The sequence below is a fragment of the Bacteroides sp. L10-4 genome, assembly GCF_013373675.1.
GTDB classification, from domain to species: domain Bacteria; phylum Bacteroidota; class Bacteroidia; order Bacteroidales; family Bacteroidaceae; genus Bacteroides; species Bacteroides muris.
Genome location: NZ_JABXJH010000005.1, coordinates 71,232 through 95,131, shown reverse-complemented (window position 1 = coordinate 95,131; position 23,900 = coordinate 71,232). Strand labels below are relative to the sequence as shown.

Sequence of the window (23,900 nt, the reverse complement as noted above, 5' to 3'; positions counted from 1 at the left end):
CTTTTGGTATGGATAAGATAGGTATTCAGTATAGGCAAGCTATGCATATGAGACCTGTTTAACGGCCGTGAGGCGTTCGCCTAACGGCCATAAAGCACCTTGTTGACGGTCGTTAGCAGAGCGCCTCACGGCCGTTGGGCGCTGATAAACTAACATATCAGCAAGAAGGAAGGCTTATGTGAAAGGAAAGGAGCGCAGGCTTACAATGTTTTGAATGAGGGAGTAGCAGTAGAGTATCGCATGGTGTGTATGCCTACTGTGTATATCACTAAAAAAGGGAAACCGACATTGTCAGTTTCCCTTTTTTATTTCGAAATAGGAGTCTGGAATTAACCGTTAACTCTTTTTTCTTTGATTCTTGCTTTCTTACCGGTAAGAGCGCGCAGGTAGTACAGTTTAGCGCGACGAACTTTACCCACTTTGTTCACTTCGATGCTGTCGATAGCCGGTGATTCAATCGGGAAAATACGTTCTACGCCTATGGTTCCTGACATCTTACGTACTGTAAAACGCTTCTTGTCTCCATGTCCGGCAATCTTGATAACAACACCACGGTACAGCTGTACACGTTCCTTGTTACCCTCGACAATACGATATGCTACTGTTACAGTGTCACCTGCCTTGAAGCTCGGGTGCTGTTTTCCGGTAGCAAATGCTTCTTCTGCAATTTTAATTAAATCCATTGTTTTTATTATTAAATTGTTTCATCGTTACAACGCAACATACCAGGCTTCTCTCTTGGTGTCCTGACAGCGATTGCGCGAAAGCGGTGCAAAGGAACGAAATATTTGCCAGATACACAAGTGCTTCAAACTTTTTTTACCAGTTGGGCATGGCTTTTTCATTTTTATTTGAACTTTTATCTACACGACTCCCTGCAAGAAAACACGTTGAGCCTGAATCTGCATAAACATGCAGCGTATCGCATATCTATTTGCAAGATGCTGCATCTATAAATGTAGCACACCGGAAATATAGATGGAAAAAAGTGTATAAAGTTTCACCGGAAAAGCCGATGGATAGGGCGATATGCAGAAAAGGTAAAAGAGGCGAAGGGTGATAACTCCTTCTAACTCCCGATAACTCCTTTTTAAATGAACTTCCAAATTCAAGCCATCGGTCTGATGTCCGGTATGCGAAAAGTTACAGCTATCCCGATGACATGAAACAGATATTGGGCACCGGTGCGCAAACAATGAGTGCCTTGGAGTTTGATCGCGACGGTGAGATAGCCCAACAAGGAAATATTGCGCATCATCACCGCCCATCCCTTGCCCGATGGCAACGCCAAGTTGCTGATTACCGGCGGAGGTGCATTCAACAAGTTCCTCATAGAACGCATCAATGCCTTGTGCCCGTGTGAAATAGTGATTCCCGACTTACAAATCATAGAGTATAGGGAAGCCCTAATCTTTGCTTTCCTGGGTGCGCTCTATATGGCGGACAGAACCGGATGCCTCGACTACCAAGCGGTGTCCTATGAATATGCCCACTGCTTCAACAGCCGCTGCCACTCGCCGCCCCCTGTCTACATACTTCTGGAATCTATGATACCCATGCTGGGACTTTCCTGTTTACCGATTGATTTCCTTGCCAACTTATGAAGAACATCCGACAATTCCTCCCACACTCCTTCCGGTTTCTACTTGCGAAAATAATAATAAACTGTTTGCCGGGGGCAAAATCAGTCGGAAGCATACGCCATTGACATCCGCTCTTGATGAGATGAAAAATAGCGTTTATGATTTCTCTGAGAGAAGTTTTTCTGCTTTTTTCTTGTGATTTTACGATATTATTGATAACTTGCCATTGTTTTTCAGTTAGGTTAGTTGAATAATCGCTCATAACTTTTTTGATTAGGAATCTTAAAACTACGAGTTTTCTTAATTAACTAACTGACTAATAGGGTGATATTTCTTGTTTAATCATTTCAAATAAGGTGTATGAAAAAGAACTATGGAATTTGCTTGTTAATTGCCTTTTCAATGTTAAGTTCTTGTAAGAACGAGGATATGGAAGACTACCAGTGCGCATCAACCAGAATGGTTTCTTCCATCATACAAGACGAATTTGATTGGGAAAATGCTGACTTTATGCCAACACCTGCAGGGAGCACACCCATTCCAACCCCATGGATAGGTCAAGGTAGTCTCATTGGTACTTATGAATTAGACGTCATTAATGACCGAAAAAAAACAGAGGGATGGTGTTTGTTGTATAATTCCTTTTCAACAGACCCTAAAAACTACCAACAAAATCCATTCTTTATACTTTATAATGAGTATAGAGGAATAATGCGCATTTTTTATTATGCCACAGATAGTTTTGTCCAAACATCTTCTAATGTAGTAGATAATCTATCCATTATTTCTCCCTATCCTGTAAAAATGTTTAATTTTGCTGATAAGGAAATTGTCAAAGGGAATGATACTAGAACCTCATTACGGCACATTCAGCCGAAGCCTTTTGACGGATCCCAGCCATTAGCGTCACAACGTTGGTATATGGCTTAATACGAACTTGCTTATAATCCTGAACTAAACTAAATTAATCACATTAAACGAAATACAAGTTATGTACAAAAATGTCATTCTTACATTTGTAAAAAAAACATTTAGGGTTATAGGACTACTCCTTATAACACTGATATTTGCATCAGCTTGTTCAGAAGATGATACAACTTATACAGGCATACTGAACATTGAAATTACCAATTGGCAGCCGGAATGGATTAGCCACTTGTTTGTTATAATATCTCCTCTTGAGCAACAAGATGAAATAATAAAGATTGTTAAATTAACAAGTGATGCCCCTAATCATGTAGAATTAAATCCCGGAAATTACAAAATTCTAATTAGAGCTGATAATAATGATTATACACCCTATATCACCGAATCTGTACAAATCCAAATAGGAAAGACAGAAACCGTTGTAATATAGCGTTGTTTTTCTGAAAGATACGGAAATTCCTGTTACTTTTGCCCTTTGCCTACCCCGGCAAGGGGTAATTTTTATGTGTAGGAGAACCTAATTGTGGCATCCCCAAGTATGAACCTCGATGTATAATGCGCCGAAATCATCTGCCAACTCTTCGCTACGGACAATCCGGAAGTACTGAAGAAAATACAACGTACACCGAAGAATACACAAAAAAACAGCAGGAGGTAATAGATGAACTTTTATCTTCCACTACAATAGTCACCGTACCGATGAGATTCTTTTTCTTGCGCACAAACATGCGCAAAGATAGCAAAAACAAAGCTTACGTCACCCAAAACACCCTTTCAGCTTTACTGTCTTATTGATAATCAAATAGAAGAAACACACAGGGGCAAAGTCAAACGCGGCTCTTTCATTTAAGGGAGTTAGAGGAAGTTAAAGGGAGTTAGAAGCCGATAGTATAGTTATACATCAATAAGAGTATCGGTCTTTAACTCCCGATAACTCTTTTAAATGAAAACTCCATGCATTAAATTATCATTTATTTGTGTGGCTCAGTCGCAAAAGAAAAGTATATTTGTAGCAATTTAAAACTAAATGAATATGAAGAAACAAACTTTCAGTCTCCTTTCGGGGGCAGTGTTGGCGGTTGCGCTTCTATTGGTTTCCTGCCATTCTTCCTACGAAGTGACCAAGGTGGAGGGAGGCAGAATTCCCATGAATTCTGTCTGGGATGCCGAGCCGGATGCCGAAGCCGTGGCTCTGCTGGCGCCTTACAAAGCCCGGATGGACAGCGTTATGTATCATGTGGTGGGAACCGCAGAGATGTCGATGGACAGATTCCGGCCCGAAAGCCTTTTATCCAATCTGATTGCAGATGTACTGCGTGAGGCTGCGGTGGAAGTGCTGGGCAAACCGGCCGATATGGGGCTAATCAATATCGGTGGAATCCGGAATTCCCTGACGGAAGGAGACATCACCATCGAAAACATCTATGAGATATTGCCTTTTGAGAATTCGCTCTGTGTGCTGACGATGAAAGGCTCTGCCATGAAGCACTTGTTTGAAAATATTGCGGTGAGACTTGGTGAAGGGGTGAGTGGTATGCAGTTGGAAATCAGCAAGGATGGCAAGCAGCTCCAAGCCTCCATTGCCGGCAAGCCGGTGGAGGATGACCGTGACTATACGGTTGCCACGATTGATTATCTGGCTGATGGAAACGACGGACTGACGGCTTTCCTGCAGGCGGATAAAAGGGAGTGCCCGGATGGGGCTACACTGCGTGGTCTGTTCATGAAGTATGTGGAGAAGCAAACGGCAGCCGGCAAGAAGGTGACTTCGCGCATGGAGGGAAGAGTGGTTGTTAAAGAGTAAGCATTAAAAAAAGAAGTTCTATGAAACATATATATTCCTTGGCAGCCCTGCTGCTTTTCATGCTCCCCGCATCGGCACAACAAGAGGAGCGTGTCATTACTGAAGAACCCCTTTGCCTGGTGTCCGCCGATTCGGTATCGTCCGGCCAATCCGGAAAACAACTGTTTATCCTGCACACCAGCGATACGCACAGCCGTATAGAACCCATCAGCGCCGAGGCTGCTGACGAGTATGCCGGGATGGGCGGTGTGGTGCGTCGTGCCGGTTTTGTAAAGCAGTTTCGCGGCAAGCATCCGGATATGCTGCTGCTGGATTGCGGAGACATCTCGCAAGGCACCCCTTATTATAACTTTTTCAAAGGCGAGCTGGAGGTCAAGATGATGAACCTCATGGGCTATGATGCCATGACGATAGGTAATCATGAATTTGATTTCGGACTTGAGAATATGGCGGAATTGTTCCGTATGGCGGATTTTCCCGTGGTCTGTTCCAATTATGACGTGACGGGTACGGTACTTGAAGGGCTGGTGAAGCCTTATATCACCTTGATGCGCGAAGGGGTGAAAATCGGAATCTTCGGCCTGGCCCCCAAGATGGAAGGGCTGGTGCAGGCGGATAAGTGCGTAGGAATTGTCTACAACGACCCGATAAAGGTAGCCCAGGAAATGACAGACCTTCTCAGGGAGAAGGAAAATTGCGAGGTTGTGATTTGCATGTCCCATTTGGGTATCCGTAGTGCAAATCCCGAAGGCGCTTCCGACGAGAACCTGGTAGGCAAGACGCGTGGCATTGATGTCATCTTGGGCGGACATTCGCATACCTTCATGGAAAAGCCTGCCGTTTATCTGAATGCGGACGGCAAGAACGTTCCCGTGCTGCACACCGGCAAGAGTGGCATCTACATAGGAGAAATGGTACTTACTTTAACAGAAAAATAGCATGATGAAAAAACTCACCCTCCTTTTATGGGTTGCAGGATTGTTTATATTGGGACTATCTTCACTTTACGCCCGGACGGGAGGTCCGTTTCTTCCTTCGGCTGCAGACGACCGGTGTCGGCAATGGGCAGACTCCGTGTTGTCAGGTCTGAATGTGTATGAAAAAGTGGGGCAACTCATCGTTGCCACCATTCCGGCCAGAGCAGACAAGGTCACGAAGAAACAGATGCGCGAGCTGGTAAGGAAATACAAGGTCGGTGGCTTGCTGTTTTCCGAAGGTACTCCGGAAGAGCAGGCTATCTTGACAAATATGGCCCGGAAGGATGCCAAGATTCCCGTTATGGTTACTTTCGATGGAGAGTGGGGACTGTCAATGAGGCTGCAAGGTGCTCCGGACTATCCTCGCAATGCCGCCTTGGGATGTATCGAAGACAATGGCCTGATTGAAGAATACGGGCGTGAGGTGGCCCGCCAGTTCCGCGAATTGGGGGTACACGTCAATTTTGCACCCGATGCGGATGTCAATACGAATCCGCTGAACCCGGTGATACACGTACGCTCCTTTGGCGAGAACCCGCAGCGGGTGGCGGAAAAGGTAGTGGCATACAGCCGTGGGCTCGAAAGCGGGGGCATACTTTCCGTTTGCAAGCATTTCCCCGGACATGGCGACACGGATGTGGATTCTCATAAGGCGCTTCCCGTTTTGCATTACGACCGTGCACGCCTGGACAGTGTGGAACTTTATCCCTTCAAGGAAATGGTACGTGCCGGATTGGGGGGTGTGATGGTAGGCCATCTGCAGGTGCAGGCGCTGGACCCGGACGGGGTGACTCCTTCCTCCTTGTCGCGGAATGTGGTGACCGGGTTATTGAAGGATGAACTCGGCTTTAAGGGGCTGGTATTTACTGATGCCCTGGACATGAAGGGTGTGTCTGCCATTCCGCAGGTAACTACCAAAGCGCTGTTGGCAGGAAATGATATGGTGCTGGTACAGTTCAATACGAAGAATGCCGTGCAGGAATTGGTAGATGCAGTGGAATCGGAACAACTGAGTAAGGACGAACTCGATGCTAAGTGTCGCAAGGTGTTGATGTACAAGTATATGCTTGGCTTAAGAGACCGCCAACCGCAACTTCGGGTCAGCGGAATGAGCTATCGCATCAATACGGAGGAAGCACAGGCGTTGGCTACCAAGTTGCGCCGTTCGGCAGTGACTGTATTGAGCAATTATTTTGATGTCCTTCCGCTGGCACCGGTGGAAGGTGATATTGCCGTGCTCAGCATCGGAGAGAAGGAGGCGGATGCTCCCTTTGTGGAAGCTATGAAAAAGAATGCAGGCATCAGCCATTTCCACTTGCCTTGGAATGCCGATGAGGCTTTCTGGCAGGAAGTGCAGGGACAGTTGGCTGCTTTCCGTCGCGTGGTTATCAGCATCACCGGTTCGGCTTATGTCAGCGACCGTGATGTGGCCTTTCTGGAAGGCTTGAACCTGCGTGCTCCGCTGGTCTATACTTTTTTTACTTCTTACCGTACATTGCAACCTCTGATGCCCGCACTTGCCAAATCCAGCGCTGTGGTGCTGGCACATTCGGCAGAGACGGATTTGCAGCAATACGTGGCTGATGTTCTTTTTGCCAAAAAGCCGGCCAATGGCAGAATGTCGATGAGTATCGGTAAACTGTTTCCGGCGGGAACGGGTTGTATAATTGAGCCGGGCATGAAACCGGGGAAGACTGTTCCGGAAGATTACGGCATGAAGTCGTATGTGCTGCAAAGTATCGATGCTGTTGCCCGGAAGGGACTGGAAGCGGGAGCTTATCCCGGTTGTCGCGTGCTGGTGTGGAAAGACGGACTGCCGGTATATGACAAAGGTTTCGGTACCCACTCTGATAAGGATACCACTGCTGTCCGTTCTTCAGACCTTTTTGATTTGGCTTCGCTGACCAAAACTACGGCTACGTTGCTTGCCATCATGAAACTGTATGATGAGGGCAAAATAAAATTGGATGATAAGGTTTCCGCTTATCTGCCCTTCTTGCGCAATGGTAACAAGCAGAACATTACTATTCGCGAACTTTTGTTTCATGAATCGGGGCTTCCTCCCTATATCCGTTTCTACCTGGACATTATAGACCCGAATTCGGTACACGGTCCGTACTCCCAGAGTTGGGTAGACGAATGGCACCGCACGCAGGTGAGCGAACATAGCTATTATTGTTCCGATTTTAAGTTCCGGAAAGGGGTGGTGTCCGACAAGAATACACCGGTTTATACCCTGCACATGGCAGATGGCATGTGGCTGAACAAGAGTTTCAAGAATTCTATCCTTCAGCGGATAGCCAAGTGTGAGTTAGGCGGCAAACGTTATGTTTATAGCGACCTCGGTTTCGTACTGTTGCAACAGGTGGTGGAGAAGGTGACGGAACTGCCGATGGATTTGTATCTTGCCCGTGAGTTCTATGCCCCGATGGGATTGCAACGTACTATGTTTCTGCCTTTGATGAAGTTTGCCAAAGCGGAAATCATGCCCACGGCATCCAATGACTTTCTGCGTCGCCAGGATATATGCGGATATGTGCATGACGAGACTGCTGCCTGCATGGGTGGAGTGTCTGGCAATGCAGGACTTTTCTCTACAGCCGAAGAGGTGGCAAAGGTTTATCAAATGTTGCTGAACGGCGGTAAATTCAATGGCAAGCGTTTCCTGAGTGAGGCTACCTGCCGTTTGTTTACGACGGAGAAATCCACCATCAGCCGTCGCGGTCTGGGATTCGACAAGCCGGATGTATCCATTGTGAAGCGCAGTCCTTGCGCTCCTTCCGCTCCGGAAACGGTATATGGACATTCCGGATTTACGGGTACTTGTGCTTGGGTAGACCCGGAAAACAAGACGGTGTATGTATTCCTCAGCAACCGCTTGTGCCCCAATGTATGGAACACGAAGCTGGGTGACATGAATATAAGAAGAGATATCCAGGAATTGATTTATAAAAGTATGATTTCGCAAATCCCCTAAAAATAATCTATCTATAAAAAAATGAAGAGAATATACCTGCTTGCCTATATTGTTATATTGTGTTGTTTTTGTCCGCTTCTGAAAGCGCAGCTTGGTCCCATGCCGTTTACTCCGGTGCCGCTGAACGATCCTTCGCTTGTACGTCTCTTGAACAGTGACGTGCGGTGCAAGCAGTGGGTGGATTCCGTCTTGCAGTGTCTGACTTTGAAAGAACGCATCGGACAACTGTTTATTTATACGATTGCCCCCCAGCAAGACAAGGCCAATAAGGAACTGCTTCGTAAAGTAGTGGAAGATTACAAAGTAGGTGGTCTGTTGTTCTCCGGCGGATTGATGCAGAACCAGGTGATGTTGACCAATGAGGCGCAGCGGATGGCGGAAGTTCCGCTGATGATTACCTTTGACGGTGAGTGGGGACTGGCCATGCGTCTTCGCGGTACCCCGAACTTTCCGCGAAACATGGTGCTTGGCTGCATACAGAACGATACACTGATTTATGAATATGGGCGAGAGGTGGCCCGTCAGTGCCGTGAACTAGGGGTACAAGTGAATTTTGCCCCCGTAGCGGACGTGAATATCAATCCCAAGAATCCGGTTATCAATACCCGTTCCTTCGGTGAAAGTCCGTTCAATGTGGCGAACAAGGTTGTTGCCTACTCCAAAGGGTTGGAGGATGGTGGTATACTTTCTGTCAGCAAGCATTTTCCTGGGCATGGGGATACGGATGTAGATTCTCATAAGGCGTTGCCTGTGCTGCCTTTTACCCGTGCCCGTCTGGACAGTATAGAGCTTTATCCTTTCAGAAAAGCCATTCGTGCCGGACTGGGAGGTATGATGGTGGGGCACTTGGAGGTACCTGCCATAGAGCCGCAAAAGGGGCTTCCGTCTTCGCTTTCGCGTAAGGTAGTTTCTGGTCTGTTGGTGAATGACCTCGGCTTTCAGGGGCTTGTCTTTACGGATGCCCTTGCCATGAAAGGGGTATCGGGCAATGAAAGCATCTGTTTGCAGGCGCTGAAAGCCGGCAATGATTTGCTGCTTGTCCCCCGACGTATTAAGGAAGAAGTGGAGGCTGTGCTTGCAGCTGTGAAAAAAGGGGAGCTGACAGAGAAAGAGATAGAGGCGAAATGCCGTAAAGTGCTGAAATATAAATATGCCCTTGGGCTGGAAAAGAAACCCCATGTGCGGCTTTCCGGTTTGGAGACTCGTATCAATACTCCGAAAACGCGCGATTTGATGCGCCGGCTGAACTTGGCGGCCATTACTGTGCTGGATAATCGGGGCGAGGTACTTCCGCTAGACCCTTCTATCGGTGAAGTTGCCGTGCTCAATGTGGGAGAAGCGCAGGAAATCCGGCCATTCCTCAAAGAACTGTCGCGGTATACCCGTCCTGTGGAGTTCCATTTGGGCAAGAATCTGCCGGAGGCTGACGGGAACCGTTTGAGGAATGCGCTGGCCAAGTACAAACGTATTCTGGTCTGTGTCACCGAACACCGTTTGACGCCCTATCAGAATTTCTTTGCAAAGTTCGCTCCTGACGTACCGGTGGTTTATCTGTTCTTTATTCCTGGCAAGCAGGTATTGCAGATAAAGCAAGGGGGCACTGCTGCCGAAGCGGTGGTTTTGGCACACTCTTCCAACGAGGAGGTACAGCGGCAGGTCGCTCGGATTGTTTATGGAGGTGCTTGTTCGGAGGGACGCTTGTCTGCCAGTATCGGTAGTCGGTTTGCTGCCGGTGCGGGGGTGACGCTGACTCTTCAAAGTGTTCCCCGCTTTGTGCCCGAAGAGCATGGCATGAATTCCCGTCTGCTGGCTGAAATAGACAAGATAGCTGAAGAAGGCATTCGTGAAGGGGCTTACCCCGGCTGCCAGGTGGTGGTGCTGAAGGATGGCAGGGAGATGTATAATAAAGCTTTCGGTACCCACGTTTGGAACAAGGCCGGAAGCAAGGCGCCTCCCGTGAAGAAAACAGATGTGTACGACATCGCCTCGCTCACAAAGACCACGGCCACGTTACTTGCCGTAATGAAGTTGTACGATGGTGGGCGTCTCAGTCTTACAGACCGGGTGTCGGATTATCTGCCTTTCCTGCAAGATACGGACAAGAAGAATATTACGGTACGCGAGCTATTGATGCACGAATCCGGTCTACCTTCCACTTTGCTGTTCTATCAGGAAGCGATTGATGAGGAAAGCTACACCGGTACTTTGTTCAAGGTGCGCCCTGATGCCCAGCATTCCGCACGCATCGGACGGCAGACTTGGGCGAATCCTAAGTTCCGTTTCTGTCAGGGACTGACGTCGAAGGTGCAGACACCGGAATATACGATGCAAGTGTCCGATAGCCTTTGGCTGAACCGTTCCTTCAAGCAGAAGTATTTGCAGAAGATAGTGGATGCTCCGCTTAGGGATAAACGTTATCGCTATAGTTGTGTGGGCTTTATCTTATTGCAGCAGTTGGTTGAGGCGCGTACCGGCATGTCTATGGATGAATATCTGGCCAAGGAATTCTATACTCCGATGGGATTGGAGCGTACAGGGTATCTCCCTCTGCGCTTTTTGAAGAAGGAAGATATTGTACCTTCATCAACAGATCTTTTCTTACGTAAAACTACCCTGCAAGGGTTTGTACATGATGAATCCGCAGCTTTTCAGGGCGGCGTTTCCGGTAATGCCGGGCTGTTCTCCACTGCCGGAGAAGTGGCAAAAGTCTATCAGATGTTGCTGAATGGGGGTGAACTGGACGGTAAGCGCTATTTGAGCAAAGAGACTTGCAGGGTATTTACTACCACCGTCTCAAGGATAAGTCGCCGGGGGCTGGGATTTGATAAGCCCGACCGGCGTAATCCCCAGAAGAGTCCCTGCGCAGAGTCTGCCCCTGCTTCTGTCTACGGCCATACCGGTTTCACGGGCACTTGCGCCTGGACAGACCCGGAGAATGGCTTGGTTTATGTCTTTTTGAGCAACCGCACCTATCCGGATGTGTGGAATAACAAGTTGATGAGGCTGGATATAAGGACGAGGATTCAAGAGGCGATATATAAAAGTTTGGTGAAGTAAAGCTTGCTGTTTGCATGAAAAATGATGTGGTGTGAAGTTTCTTTCTTATGAATTTGCACACAATTAAAAAGAGCCTTCCTTGTTCACGCAGGAAAGGCTCTTTTCTTCTTGAATTTTGAAACAATTAAATTCTATCTGTTAAGCTTTAAGTGGGTGTGTTATCAGAACGCAATACCTACGCGCAGACCGAAATTGCTCAAACCGTCTACGTTGTATGTAAAGAGGTCACCTTTATTTGTACTGTAGCTGTAATAGGCTGCAACATGCAAGCCCGGTCCATAAGCCCAAGGATACACATTGAAACCAATTTCTGGTGATACATGGAAACCCCATGTATTCTTGTTGGCTTCGAATACGTTGAAGGTTGATTTTAATTGTGCGTATTCAGCACCCAGTTTTACACCGGCATACGGCTGGAATGCACCTCCACGGTTCCATACATAACGGGAGGCCAGACCGAAAGGTAACTGGAATGCAGTGTGCTGCTGGTCGGTATTCAGACTGCCGCCTTCGCCTACGGGAAGTGTCTGGCGACTGAAATACTCATGGTTGCTATGGTAGTTTAAGAAAGCTCCCAATGCAAAATTGTCTGTTAGAAAGTAGCCGCCTTCAAAATTCATGCCCCAGCCGCTTGATTTGTCAACGAAGTTGTTACTGAGGGGAAAATTATATTGCCAGTCGATATTGGCATAACCGTTATCGGTCATCTGCGCCTTTGTCGGTAGGGTGAATACGAGAGCAAGAGCGATAACTGCAAATACTCGTAAGGAAAGATATTTTATTGTTTTCATACTTTATTCTTGTTTTTGGGGTTCAATGGCCACCTCCCTGTCTGGATAAGGATGCTGCCGTATTATTCTTGTCACCTTATATCGGGTAACCGGTCATTTGTCACCTATGGTTCGTAGCTTGTCGCTACTTGTTGGTCAGGTAGGTTGATTGAGTGAAAGCTTGGTTCACACCTTGTACGGCAAGTTTGGTATTGACAGAAGTAGAACCACTAAGTAAGCCGCTCATATAGCTGGTCCACAGAATAGGAAGTTTTTCGCTCTGGCCTTGCGGTGCATTCAGATTCAACAATTCGCTGATAAAGGAACCGGTGCTGTAGGAATAGTTCACGGCATAGGGATAATACCATCCGCCCCAGTTGCCCCAGTAAGGAGCATCCCAGTAGCCTGGATAGTTCCACCACCATTCAGGACGTCCGTAGTCGGTGAAGTAATAAGTACTTCTGACATAGCTTATCTGCAAGCCAAGGTCGGCTTCTTCCCGGTCATTCACACGGATGTAGCCGCGGCTGTTCATGTTAGTAACGTAAGCGCTGAGAATTTCCTGGGCATTCTCATCTTTCCAGTATTCGGCATTTTTCTTATCACCGATAACCAGAATGCTGTCCGGCAAATAATAAGTTTCGAAGGTTCTGAAATCCGCCTTTTTGTCATAGTTGGTATAAACCAGATAATTATTGTCCAGCTTATCCATGTCAGGGTCTTTTTCGCAAGATGCAAGCGTCACTGCAAAGACCGCTAATAATAGGGGAATAAATTTTTTCATACTTTTATAATGGTCTAGGTTTAATATAAATTCCTGCCCTATGGTACCTTAGGCTTTTGTGAGAAAAACAAGATAGGATATAAAAAGTTCACGCAGAAGTGTGTTAAAAGTGAGAAAGGACGTACACTGATAGGACGATAGAGTGATAAATGAATAGGGTGACAGTACTTTTAATGTAACCGTCACCCTATTGCATTATGCCATTACTTTATCACCCTATCATTTTTTCCATATCCGTGCTGTCCATCCTCCTCCGGGTGCCATGCGTATGTTCAGCTTGTCTCCCGAAGTCACGGTGCGTACTTCTTTCTTGTAGTCGGTTGCTTCCCGCTCGGCATTGATGCCGTCGGAAAAGATTTCGGCTTCGTAACTTCCTTCTTCGAGGAAGGAAAGATCGATGACGCAGTTGCGGGGTGTCCAGTCGGTCATGGAGGCGATGTACCAGACGTCTCCCTTGCGGCGTGCCAATGTGAGGTATTCGCCTACTTCACCGTCCAGTGCTACGGTTTCGTCGAAAACGGTAGGCACTTTGGCAATGAAGTCCGTGCATTCTTGCTCCTTCATATATTTGCTGGGGCTGTCGGCAAGCATCTGCAGCGGGGCCTCGAAGAGGGTGTACATCGCCATTTGGTGTACACGTGTACCCTGGCTCATCGGATGGTCATTGACGGCACGGAAGGTTTCGCGGGTTGCGTTCATCGTGGCTCCCGGTGTGTAGTCCATCGGACCTATAAGCATACGCAGGTAGGGAGCAGTCACGTCATAGCGCGGGAAGTTGTGAAGGGGGGCCCCGTTCACTATCGGTTCCCATTTGGCGTTCTCCAATCCCTTTACACCTTCAAAGTTCAGGACGTTGGGATAGGTGCGCTGTATACCGTATGGTTTGAGACCGTGCAGGTCTAATACCAGGCGGTGCTCGGCGGCGCAGGCTGCAATGCGTTCTACGGACTGTACCAGTGGCTGGTCGTCACGGTCGAAGAAGTCTATCTTGAAGCCTTTGATGCCCATCTGTGCATAGTGGCTGAATACGGCTTCCGTATCTTTGGCAGAGTTTCGCCAGCTTGCCCAGAGAATGATGCCCACGCCCTTCTGGTTTCCGTAAGCTATGAGTTCTTTTAAATCGATATCCGGATTCAGGTCTTTCAATAAGGATTCGTTTCCACTCCAGCCGTCATCGATGATGATATATTCCAGTTTATTGTCGGCGGCAAAGTCGATGAATGCCTTATAAGTCGGGGTGTTCATGCCGGCTTTGAAGTCTACGCCAGTCAGGTTGCAGGTGTTCCACCAGTCCCAAGCCACTTTGCCGGGTTTAATCCAGGAAATGTCTTTGATGCGGCAGGCGGGAGCAAGACGCTGTGCCATGTCGTTGTCGGCAAGCTGCGTGTCCTTTTCGGTGACGAGCACCACACGCCAGGGGAGCTCCTGCTTGGCACAACGGGCGATGTAGTCTGCACGCTTGGTCGGTATCAGGTTCAGCCGGTTGTGTCCGCCGATTATTTCTTCCAGCGGATAGGGGGCAAATGCTGCCTGCACTCCTTGACGTGTCTGGGGATTTACAGTGAGGAACATGCCGGGATAGTTTTCCAATCCGGCTTCCATGATAACGGCTTTCTTTCCTCCCTCCAGGCAAACCATCAGTGGGGTGATGGAGAGTGAGTCGGTGTGCATTTTGGACAACGGGGCTTCGTCGTAGTAAGACTCGAAGGAGAAGCAATAGCGCTCACCGTTGCGGTTGTCGTTTATGTAAGGTACAAATGCCTGGTAATCCTTGTCGAAATTGAAGTCCGCAGTTTCGTTGAGGACGATAAACGGCTTGTTCTGTTCGGAAATGAAGCGGTAGGCAGCGCCGTCATCGTATGCGCGGAACTGTACGCTGTAGCCTCCGCGGCATTTCAGTGTCAACTGGTTGTAGACATCCTTCACACTTGCTTTTTTATAGAGGGGAGTGGGGAAGGAGGACTCCACAGACTTGCGTTCTGCACGGATTACTTTTACATTTTTACCGAAAGTTATTGCTTTCTTGGCTGATTTTTCATCTCTGCCTTGCAGGGCGATGGCAGAGGGTTGCAGCACTGTGGTGCCGTCGTGTGCAATCTGCCAGGTGAGGGCTTCTCCGACATCTACCGTAACGGATAGTTTTCCGTTGGGTGATGCCAGTTGGTATTGCTGTGCACGGACTGTGCCCAAGCAAAGGAATAATAAACAAAAGGTTTGAATAAGGAGGCTTTTCATGTTGATTTATTTTTGAATGATTTTCTTTATCTTCTCCAGTTCCTCGGCAGAGAAGTCTGTATTTTCAGTCGCTTTCAGGTTATCTGCCAGTTGGGCAACGGAGCTCGCTCCGATGATGACGCTTGTCACCAGGTCGTCCTTCAACAGCCAGGCAAGTGACATCTCGGCAAGGGTTTGCCCGCGTGAGGCAGCAACTTCGTTGAGTGCCTTGATTTTTTGCAGCGTCTCGTCGGTCAGTGCTTCTTTCTTCAGGAAAGCCCCCTTTGCCATGCGCGAATCTTCGGGAATACCGTTCAGGTAGCGGTTGGTCAGCAGGCCTTGTGCCAGCGGGGAGAAGGCGATGAAGCCGGTCCCATTCCCTTTGGCTTGCTGCAGGATACCTTCTTCTTCCGGTTCGCGGTTGAAGAGATTGTATCTGCCTTGATAGAGCAGGCAGTGTACATCCCGTTCTTCCAGGTATTTGTAGGCAAACTCGGCCGCCTCTTTGGGATATTTGGAGATTCCTGCATAGAGTGCTTTGCCTTGCCGTACGATATCAACCAGTGTTTGCAGGGTCTCTTCAAGCGGAGTAACCGGGTCGTAGCGGTGAGAGTAGAAGATGTCCACATAATCCAGGTTCATCCGTTTCAGACTTTGGTTGAGGCTGCTCATCAGGTACTTGCGTGAACCCCACTCTCCATAGGGGCCGGGCCACATGTCGTGTCCGGCCTTGGTGGAGATGAATAGTTCGTCCCGATAGGGCATGAAGGATTTCTTCATAATCATTCCGAAAGTCTCTTCGGCGGAACCGTAGGAAGGACCGTAATTGTTGGCGAGGTCGAAATGCGTGATTCCGCGGTCGAAGGCATAGTGTGCCATGGCCTGGGAATTGGCAAATGTGTTCACGTCGCCGAAGTTGTGCCACAATCCGAGCGATATTTCCGGCAGCAAGATGCCGCTTTGCCCGCAACGGCGGAATTTCATGCCGTTGTCATAGCGTTCGGTCGCCGGAGAATAAATTGGGTTTATCATGATATTGTATTTTGTGGGTTACCCCATTATTACTTCTACTGTATGCGTGCCCGGCAGATGGTTTACTACATTGCCTTTTATCGGCCGGCCGTCTACTGTGATTGACTGGATGCCTTTGCACACACCATCGGGATTCTTCACGGTAATATGATATTCTGCCCCGCGGAACTTGCGCTTCACGTTGAAGCCTTTCCAGTCTGACGGGATACAAGGATTGATTTCCAGACCTTCATACGAAGGCTTGATGCCGAGTATGAATTGCGTGATGGCATACCACATCCAGGCAGCCGTTCCCGTCAGCCAGCTGTTTTTGCCTTCACCGGGGCGGGCGGCATCCTTGCCGGCCACCATCTGGCAGCATACGTAAGGTTCTACTTTATGCAGGGCACTGTGCTCTTCGGTGTACGACGGGCATATCTTGCGGAAATACTCCCAGGAACGGTCGCCCCGGCCCAGTACGGTTTCTCCGATGATGACCCACGGGTTGTTGTGGCAGAAGATACCCGCATTCTCCTTGTAGCCGGCGGGATAGGTGGAGATTTCTCCATACTCCACAACATACCGGGTGAAGGGCGGATTGTTGAGTACAATGCCGTGTTCGCAGTCCAGGCGTTCCTTTACAGAGTCCAGTGCTTTCTCTACCATGCCTTCTTCCAGTCCGATGCCTGCCATGGTGCACCAGCCTTGCGATTCGATGAAGATTTGTCCTTCCTCGTTCTCTTTGGAGCCTACCTTGTGGCCGAAGTAATCGTAGGCGCGCAGGTACCAGTCTCCGTCCCAACCATGTTTTTTCACGGCTTCCACCATATTGTCTATATAGGTTTGCGCTCTGTTCGCTTCGTCGTTTTTACCCAAGTGGCGGCACAGTTCCACATAGTCGCGTCCGCACACTACGAACAAGCCGGCAATCATCAGTGACTCTGCCTGGCTGCCTTCCGTCTGATTTTCTGTGGTCTGGAATGATTCATTCGGGTCCCAGGAGAAGCAGTTCAGGTTCAGGCAGTCGTTCCAGTCGGCACGGCCGATGAGGGGCAACATGTGGGGGCCGAGGTTCTCGATGACATGGTTGAAGGAAACGCGCAGGTGTTCGAACAAAGACACTTCCGAACCTTCCTTGTTGTCGAAGGGGACGGGCTCATCCAGGATGCTGAAGTCTCCCGATTCCTTGATGTATGCCACCGTACCGAAGATAAGCCACATGGGGTCGTCGTTGAAGCCGCCGCCTATGTCGTTGTTGCCGCGTTTGGTCAGCGGTTGGTATTGGTGGTAGCATCCTCCGTCGGGGAATTGGGTAGAAGCTATGTCGATGATTCGTTCGCGGGCGCGTTCCGGTATCTGGTGCACGAAGCCCACGAGGTCCTGGTTGGAGTCGCGGAAGCCCATTCCCCGACCGATGCCGCTCTCGAAGAAAGAGGCGGAACGGGACATGTTGAAGGTAATCATACACTGATACTGGTTCCAGATGTTCACCATGCGGTCTAGCTTTTCTTCGTCGGTCTTCACGACGTAGATGTCCAGCAGGCGGTCCCAGTAGGCTTTCAGTTCGGCAAAGGCAGCATCTACTTTGGCGGTAGTGTCGAAGGCCGAAATCATCGCCTTAGCCTTTTCCTTATTTATAATAGGTGAAGAAGGTACGCTCTGCTTGAACGCTTCATGCTGAGATTCTTTACGTTCCTCGAATTTCGCCTCTTGTTTGTTCTCCACATAGCCCAGCAGGAAGATGAAGTCGCGGCTTTCGCCGGGTTGCAGTTCTACTTCCAGATAGTGTGAGGCGATGGGGCTCCAGCCGTGGGCAATGCTGTTGCCCGGCTTGCCTTCCACTACTCGTTCCGGGGCGGTAAACTCGTTGTAGAGCCCCACGAACGTTTCGCGGTCTGTATCGAATCCGTCTACAGGTGTATTGACGCTGTAGAAGGCGTAGTGGTTGCGACGTTCCTTGTATTCCGTCTTGTGGTAGATGACAGACCCGTCCACTTCCACCTCTCCCGTGGAGAAGTTACGCTGGAAGTTCTCCATGTCCGTAGCGGCATTCCACAAGCACCATTCGGCAAAGGAGAACAGTTTGAGTTTTCTCACTTTGGCAGAAGTATTCCGCAAGGTCAGCTTCTGCACCTCTCCCCAGATTTTCAGTGGGACGAAGAAGAGCAGGCTGGCCTCAATGCCGTCTTTGGCTCCGGTGATGCGGGTATAGCTCATTCCATGACGGCACTCGTAGCTATCGAGGGCTGTCTTGCAGGGCTTCCATGTCGGCGACCATACGCTGCCGCCTTCGTTGATGTAGAAGTAGCGTCCCCCGTTGTCCATCGGCACGCTGTTGTAGCGGTAGCGGGTGATACGGCGGAACTTGGCATCCTTGTAGAAGGAGTAGCCTCCGGCGGTATTGGAGATGAGCGAGAAGAAATCTTCATTGCCCAGGTAGTTAATCCAAGGCCAGGGTGTCTTGGGGTCGGTAATGACGTATTCGCGGTTTTCGTCATCGAAATATCCGAATCTTTTGTCTTGCATATTATTTTTGTTTTTGGTTTGATTCATTTCCGGTAGTCGCGTCGTCCGGTCATTTTTCCGGAAGCACGCTTCAAATTTAAAAACTTTTCTCCTATCCCTCTTGTTTGCCCGGTGTGTTTTTTCCCTTTGGAAACATGAAGTACCGGAAAATGATACAAAAGTATCACTGTGCGAATCTTTTTCGCTCTATCTTTGTAAACACGTTTTATGATTAACCGATATGAGATACTTATTCGCATTTCTATTCTTTCTTGAAATCACTTTTTCTCTTTCCGCCCAATCCGTCCGCGAATGTATTTTGTTGGATGACGGCTGGCTGTTTGCTTTCGGCAATGCTTCCTCGCCGGAGAAAGACTTTGGCTGCGGAACGGAGTACTTCAACTATCTTACCAAAGCGGCCTCTATCCATAATGAGGGCCCTTACTCCCCCAAGTTCAATCCGGAGAAGTGGGGTGTGGAGTGGAAAACGGTCAATCTTCCCCATGACTGGGTTGTTGATTTGCCATATGCCAAAGAAGCCAGTCACAGCCATGGCTATAAAGCCGTCGGCTATAAATTCCCCGAAAACTCTGTGGGATGGTACCGAAAGACCATCACCGTGCCACAAGAGGACCTCGGCAAACATCTTTATCTTCAGTTCGACGGTATCTTCCGTGATGCCCGTATCTGGATAAACGGTTTCTACCTGGGACACGAACCGAGCGGTTATGCCACGCAGGTGTATGACATTACGGAATACTTGAATTACGGAGAAGAGAATCTTATCTGCGTCCGTGCGGATGCCACGCTCGAGGAGGGCTGGTTTTACGAGGGTGCGGGCATCTACCGCCATGTATGGCTGAACAAGACGGCGCCGTTACATGTAGCTCCTTTCGGCGTATTTGTATCTTCCACGCTGGAAGCTCCTTTCGACAAGGCTGTGCTGGTGACCGAAGTGCAGATGAAGAATTCGGGAAAAGACCCCGTCTCCGGCAAAGTATGGTGCCGTCTGCTTGATGCCGACGGACAAGTGCAGATGGAGGACGAGGCGGAAGAGATAACCCTGCTGCCGCAAGAAACGCGTAGCGTAAAGGTGCGTACCAAAGTGCTGAATCCCCAGCTATGGAGTACAGAACATCCTTACCTTTATAAAATGGAAACCAGCGTCTGGCAAAACGGTAGGCAGGTGGACGTGGTGGCCACCCCGATTGGTATTCGCGACATCCGCTTCGATGCCGACAAGGGCTTCCTCTTGAACGGACAGCCTCTGAAACTGAAAGGTGTGAACATGCACCAAGACCACCCCGGAGTAGGTGCCGGCATTCCCGATGCCCTGCAAGTGTACCGACTGAAGGAACTGAAGAAGTTCGGCTGCAATGCCTACCGTTCTTCCCATAACCCGATGACTCCCGAAATGCTCGATGCCTGCGACAGCCTCGGCATCCTTGTGATGGAAGAAAACCGCCTGACGGGTGTCAACGAAGAACACACCCGCCTGCTGAAACGTATGATAGACCGCGACCGTAACCATCCGTGCATCATCCTTTGGAGTGTAGGCAACGAGGAGTGGGGCATCGAGTGGAAAGAAAGCGGTACACGCATTGCTGCCACGATGCGCGAATATTGCCACCGTTTCGACCCTACACGCCTCATGACCGTTGCTTCGAGCAGTGGTCCCGCCATCTTGGTTCCCGCAGACGTGGCCGGTTATAACTACATCCTTCAGAATCCGGTGGAGCGGCACCGCAAGGATTATCCCGGTCGCCGTGCGCTCGGCTCGGAAGAGACTACGGGCTGCGGTACACGCGGCATCTACTTCGATGCCCACGACAAAGGCCACATGGTGGCACACAACCGTAAGCTGAACGGACCAGACAGTCTGCTGAACTGCATCGAGCGTGGCTGGAAATTCTATGACGAACGTCCCTATCTGGCAGGTCTTTTCTATTGGACGGGTTTCGACTACCGCGGCGAACCCAACCCCATGAAGTTCCCGGCTACGGGTTCACAATTCGGCATTCTGGACTACTGCGGTTTCCCCAAGGACGAAGCCTGGTATCTGAAGTCCTGGTGGACGGATGAGCCGGTGCTGCACATCCTTCCTCACTGGAATCTGCAAGGTCACGAAGGTGATAGCATCGACATTTGGGTATACAGCAACTGCGATGAAGTGGAATTGACTGTGAACGGCAAGAAACTGGATCGCAAACCGATGCCCCGAAACGGTCATCTTTCTTGGAAAGCCGTTTACCGGCCCGGTGCAGTGAAGGCTGTAGGCTATAAGAACGGCAAAAAACTATTGACCCGTACTGTGGAGACTGCCGGTGCTCCTGCCCGTATCTCCCTGACAGCGGACCGTCCCGTCATTCGGGCGGACAATCGGGACGTGGCGGTGTGCAACATTGAGTTGCAGGACAAGAAGAAACGTTTTGTTCCCACTGCCTGCAGCGACTTGACGATAACCGTCTCCGGTCCGGTACGCATCCTTGGGGTGGGGAATGGAGATCCCGCTTATCAGGCTACGGAACGTCCGGCCGACGCCGATGCCCGCACCTGTCAGGTAAAGACATTCAACGGACTTGCGCAGGTATTGCTGCAAAGCACCGGCGAAGTGGGAGAAGCCACACTGACGGTCGTTTCGGAAAACCTGCCGGAAACTTCCTGCGTTTTGAAGCTGCAGAAGTAAGCAGCTTATCATTCATATCATCCGGCGAAGCGGAGACCTTTCTTATGTCTATGGGGCAAGAGAAGGAACTCCGCTTCTTTCTTCCTCAAACTATAGTGTGCAAATGTACGAGATGCGCATCTCGTGCTGTATGAGATACACATTTCATGTAGCGTGAGATGTACATCTCACGCTTCCTTGCATTGGAGCCTGAGGGGGAGAAGGACGGAAGTTGTGCTTTCCCGGGCATCTGCTCATACATAACAATTCTTACCCCTAAATGTAACAAATGCTACTATTGTGGATTAAAAAGAATGAGTATATTTGTGGCATGATACTTTTTAGCCAATGCCTATGGAAAACCAGAACTATATCATGAGGGAGATAACCCCTCTGTCGGAACGTGACTGTTTCTATATTGCCGACCGTCACAAAACAGAATTCACCTACCCCATCCATTGCCATGCAGAATATGAACTGAACTTTACGGAACATGCTTCCGGTGTCCGCCGCGTGGTAGGCGATTCTGCCGAGATTATCGGTGATTATGACCTGGTGCTGATAACCGGTAAGGAGTTGGAGCACGTATGGGAGCAACATGAATGTACCTCCGGAGATATTCGGGAGATTACCATCCAGTTCTCTCCCGACTTGTTCTTCGGGAACGTCATCAACAAGAACCAGTTCGACAGTATTCGTCGGATGCTGGAGCGTGCACAGTGCGGACTTTGCTTCCCCATGCAGGCCATCATGAAGGTGTACAACTGGCTGGACAAGCTGGCTTCCGAGGAGCAGGGCTTTTATGCCGTGATGAACTTTCTCCGTATCCTTTACGAACTTTCCCTCTATGACAATGCCCGGGTGTTGTCCAGTTCTTCGTTTGCCAAGATAGAGACTTTCTCGGACAGCCGCCGGGTACAGAAGGTGCAGAAATACATTTCCACCCATTATCAGGAGGATATCCGTCTGGCTTCATTGGCCGATATGGTGGGCATGACCCCGGTCTCCTTCAGCCGTTTCTTCCGCCTGCGCACCGGCAAGACGCTTTCCGACTACATTATCGATATCCGTCTGGGCTTTGCCACGCGTATGCTGGTAGATTCCACGCGTACCATCGCAGAGGTGTGCTATGACTGCGGCTTCAACAATCTGTCCAATTTCAATCGTATGTTCAAGCGGAAGAAGGGATGCTCGCCGAAGGAATTCCGTGAAAATTACCGGAAAAAGAAGCTGGTGATATGATAAGAAAGTATCAGTCTTCTTTATTGAAAGTGCCTATTTTTGCGCTGATGATTAATACTAATATCTGATATCATGAAAAGAGTTTTTTCCTTATTCTTATGTTTGCTGTGTGTATGTGGTGTGATGGCGCAGATACGCGGCAATGAAGTCCGTGTAGTCGTTTCACCCGACCATGGCGATTGGGTGTATCGTCCGAATGAGAAGTGCACGTTTACTGTCCGGGTGCTGAAGGCGCAGAATCTCTTGCCCGACGTCAGGATTGACTATGAGCTGGGTCCCGAGATGTATCCCGCTGAAGTGAAGAAAAACGTGGTGCTGAAAGACGGTACCTTGAAGTTGCAAGGCACGATGAAGACTGCAGGCTTCTTGCGTTGCAAGGTCAAGGCGCATGTGGACGGCCGGACTTATGAAGGGCTGGCTACGTCGGCATACGCTCCCGGGCAGCTGCAACCCGTGACGAAACTTCCTGCCGATTTTCGGGATTATTGGGCCAAGACCTTGGAAGAGGCGCGCAAGACCCCGTTGAATCCCCTTATGACACTGCTTCCCGAACGCTGTACGGAAACGGATAATGTATATCAGGTCAGCTTCCAGACAAAAGCTTGGGGAGGACGTTTCTACGGCATTCTCAGTATTCCCAAGAAAGAAGGAAAGTATCCGGCCTTGCTGCGTGTGCCCGGTGCGGGCGTCCGCCCTTATGCGGGAGATACGTATACGGCTCCCGGAAAGGTGATTACATTGGAGGTGGGCATCCACGGCATTCCCGTCACGATGCAGCAGCCTGTATACGATGCGCTGGCAGGCGGGGCGCTGAGCAATTACTGGACGTTCGGCCGCGACAGCCGGGATGCTTCTTACTATAACCGTGTGGTGGTAGGCGCTTTGCGTGCTGTGGACTTTATCTGTTCGCTGCCGCAGTACAACGGGAAGGCGCTGGGCGTTACGGGTTCCAGCCAGGGCGGTGCCTTGTCTGTGATTACGGCGGCTCTTGATTCACGCGTTACTTTCCTGGCGGCAGTTCATCCTGCCTTGTGCGACCACGAAGCGTTCTTCAAGAAGCGTGCTTGCGGCTGGCCCCATTATTTCTATTATTACGGTACTCCCGATGAAAAGCAGCTTGAAACGGTGCGTTATTATGATACGGCAAACTTTGCCCGCCTGCTGAATGTGCCCGGTTGGTTCAGTTGGGGATATAACGACGAGGTCTGTCCTCCCACTTCCATGTATGCAGCCTACAATGTGATTTCTTCCCCGAAAGAGTTGCATCTTTATCTGGAAACCGGGCATTACTGGTATCAGGAACAGTGGGATGAATGGCTGGACTGGATACGGAGACAACTTAATGTGTCAATGTGATTAATCTGATAATATAGTATCATTTTTT

17 protein-coding genes are annotated in these 23,900 nt (G+C 49.3%); 10 read left to right on the top strand and 7 right to left on the bottom strand.

All coding sequences use genetic code 11. The features are described 5' to 3' along the window. Window positions 1-329 precede the first annotated feature (329 nt). Complete coding sequence (rplS, locus tag HU824_RS03225; RefSeq protein WP_004292313.1) at window positions 330-683, bottom strand: 50S ribosomal protein L19; 354 nt, start codon at window positions 681-683, stop codon at window positions 330-332. 564 nt (window positions 684-1,247) lie between these two features. Between rplS and HU824_RS19640 the strand changes: the two genes are divergently transcribed. Further along, window positions 1,248-1,604, top strand: a complete 357-nt coding sequence (locus tag HU824_RS19640) for a hypothetical protein (RefSeq protein ID WP_246866896.1) — start codon at window positions 1,248-1,250, stop codon at window positions 1,602-1,604. Here the strand turns inward: HU824_RS19640 and HU824_RS03215 are convergent. Continuing rightward, window positions 1,546-1,845, bottom strand: a complete 300-nt coding sequence (locus tag HU824_RS03215; RefSeq protein WP_136009666.1) for a transposase — start codon at window positions 1,843-1,845, stop codon at window positions 1,546-1,548. The two genes, HU824_RS19640 and HU824_RS03215, sit on opposite strands and share 59 nt — an antisense overlap. A 98-nt stretch (window positions 1,846-1,943) precedes the next feature. On the opposite strand from HU824_RS03215, the gene HU824_RS03210 reads away from it, so the two are divergent. From HU824_RS03210 to HU824_RS03185, 6 genes are all read left to right on the top strand, one after another. Beyond that, a complete protein-coding gene (locus tag HU824_RS03210; protein ID WP_176468072.1) occupies window positions 1,944-2,513 on the top strand; it encodes a hypothetical protein in 570 nt (189 codons plus the stop codon). Window positions 2,514-2,574: 61 nt separating this feature from the next. Next, a complete protein-coding gene (locus HU824_RS03205) occupies window positions 2,575-2,940 on the top strand; it encodes a hypothetical protein (RefSeq protein WP_176468071.1) in 366 nt (121 codons plus the stop codon). A 603-nt stretch (window positions 2,941-3,543) separates the two neighbouring features. Then, the gene (locus HU824_RS03200) at window positions 3,544-4,314 is read left to right on the top strand and encodes a 5'-nucleotidase C-terminal domain-containing protein (RefSeq protein ID WP_176468070.1); all 771 of its coding nucleotides are present in this window, start codon (window positions 3,544-3,546) and stop codon (window positions 4,312-4,314) included. Between the two features lie 20 nt (window positions 4,315-4,334). Beyond that, window positions 4,335-5,252, top strand: coding sequence for a bifunctional UDP-sugar hydrolase/5'-nucleotidase (locus HU824_RS03195; protein ID WP_136009670.1), 918 nt, complete (start codon window positions 4,335-4,337; stop codon window positions 5,250-5,252). A 1-nt stretch (window position 5,253) separates the two neighbouring features. Next, entirely contained in the window at window positions 5,254-8,268 is a 3,015-nt protein-coding gene (locus tag HU824_RS03190; RefSeq protein ID WP_176468069.1) for a glycoside hydrolase family 3 N-terminal domain-containing protein, read from the top strand. Between the two features lie 21 nt (window positions 8,269-8,289). After that, the gene (locus HU824_RS03185) at window positions 8,290-11,325 is read left to right on the top strand and encodes a glycoside hydrolase family 3 N-terminal domain-containing protein (RefSeq protein ID WP_176468068.1); all 3,036 of its coding nucleotides are present in this window, start codon (window positions 8,290-8,292) and stop codon (window positions 11,323-11,325) included. Between the two features lie 161 nt (window positions 11,326-11,486). Here HU824_RS03185 and HU824_RS03180 read toward each other — a convergent pair whose 3' ends face one another. The 5 genes from HU824_RS03180 to HU824_RS03160 all read right to left on the bottom strand — a co-directional run bounded on the left by HU824_RS03180 (window position 11,487) and on the right by HU824_RS03160 (window position 18,630). Beyond that, window positions 11,487-12,116 carry an outer membrane beta-barrel protein gene (locus HU824_RS03180; RefSeq protein WP_176468067.1) on the bottom strand — a complete coding sequence of 210 codons (630 nt, stop codon included), beginning with the start codon at window positions 12,114-12,116 and terminating at the stop codon, window positions 11,487-11,489. Window positions 12,117-12,240: 124 nt separating this feature from the next. Continuing rightward, window positions 12,241-12,879, bottom strand: coding sequence for a DUF4136 domain-containing protein (locus HU824_RS03175; protein ID WP_176468066.1), 639 nt, complete (start codon window positions 12,877-12,879; stop codon window positions 12,241-12,243). A 219-nt stretch (window positions 12,880-13,098) separates the two neighbouring features. Then, complete coding sequence (locus HU824_RS03170; protein WP_176468065.1) at window positions 13,099-15,114, bottom strand: glycoside hydrolase family 97 protein; 2,016 nt, start codon at window positions 15,112-15,114, stop codon at window positions 13,099-13,101. A 6-nt stretch (window positions 15,115-15,120) separates the two neighbouring features. Then, the gene (locus HU824_RS03165; RefSeq protein WP_176468064.1) at window positions 15,121-16,125 is read right to left on the bottom strand and encodes an aldo/keto reductase; all 1,005 of its coding nucleotides are present in this window, start codon (window positions 16,123-16,125) and stop codon (window positions 15,121-15,123) included. Between the two features lie 18 nt (window positions 16,126-16,143). Then, window positions 16,144-18,630, bottom strand: a complete 2,487-nt coding sequence (locus HU824_RS03160) for a GH36-type glycosyl hydrolase domain-containing protein (RefSeq protein ID WP_176468063.1) — start codon at window positions 18,628-18,630, stop codon at window positions 16,144-16,146. 220 nt (window positions 18,631-18,850) lie between these two features. Between HU824_RS03160 and galA the strand changes: the two genes are divergently transcribed. From galA to HU824_RS03145, 3 genes are all read left to right on the top strand, one after another. After that, entirely contained in the window at window positions 18,851-21,295 is a 2,445-nt protein-coding gene (gene galA / locus HU824_RS03155; protein ID WP_176468062.1) for a beta-galactosidase GalA, read from the top strand. Between the two features lie 333 nt (window positions 21,296-21,628). Further along, the gene (locus tag HU824_RS03150; protein WP_016273973.1) at window positions 21,629-22,516 is read left to right on the top strand and encodes an AraC family transcriptional regulator; all 888 of its coding nucleotides are present in this window, start codon (window positions 21,629-21,631) and stop codon (window positions 22,514-22,516) included. A 72-nt stretch (window positions 22,517-22,588) separates the two neighbouring features. After that, window positions 22,589-23,872, top strand: a complete 1,284-nt coding sequence (locus HU824_RS03145; RefSeq protein ID WP_176468061.1) for an acetylxylan esterase — start codon at window positions 22,589-22,591, stop codon at window positions 23,870-23,872. Window positions 23,873-23,900 lie beyond the last annotated feature (28 nt).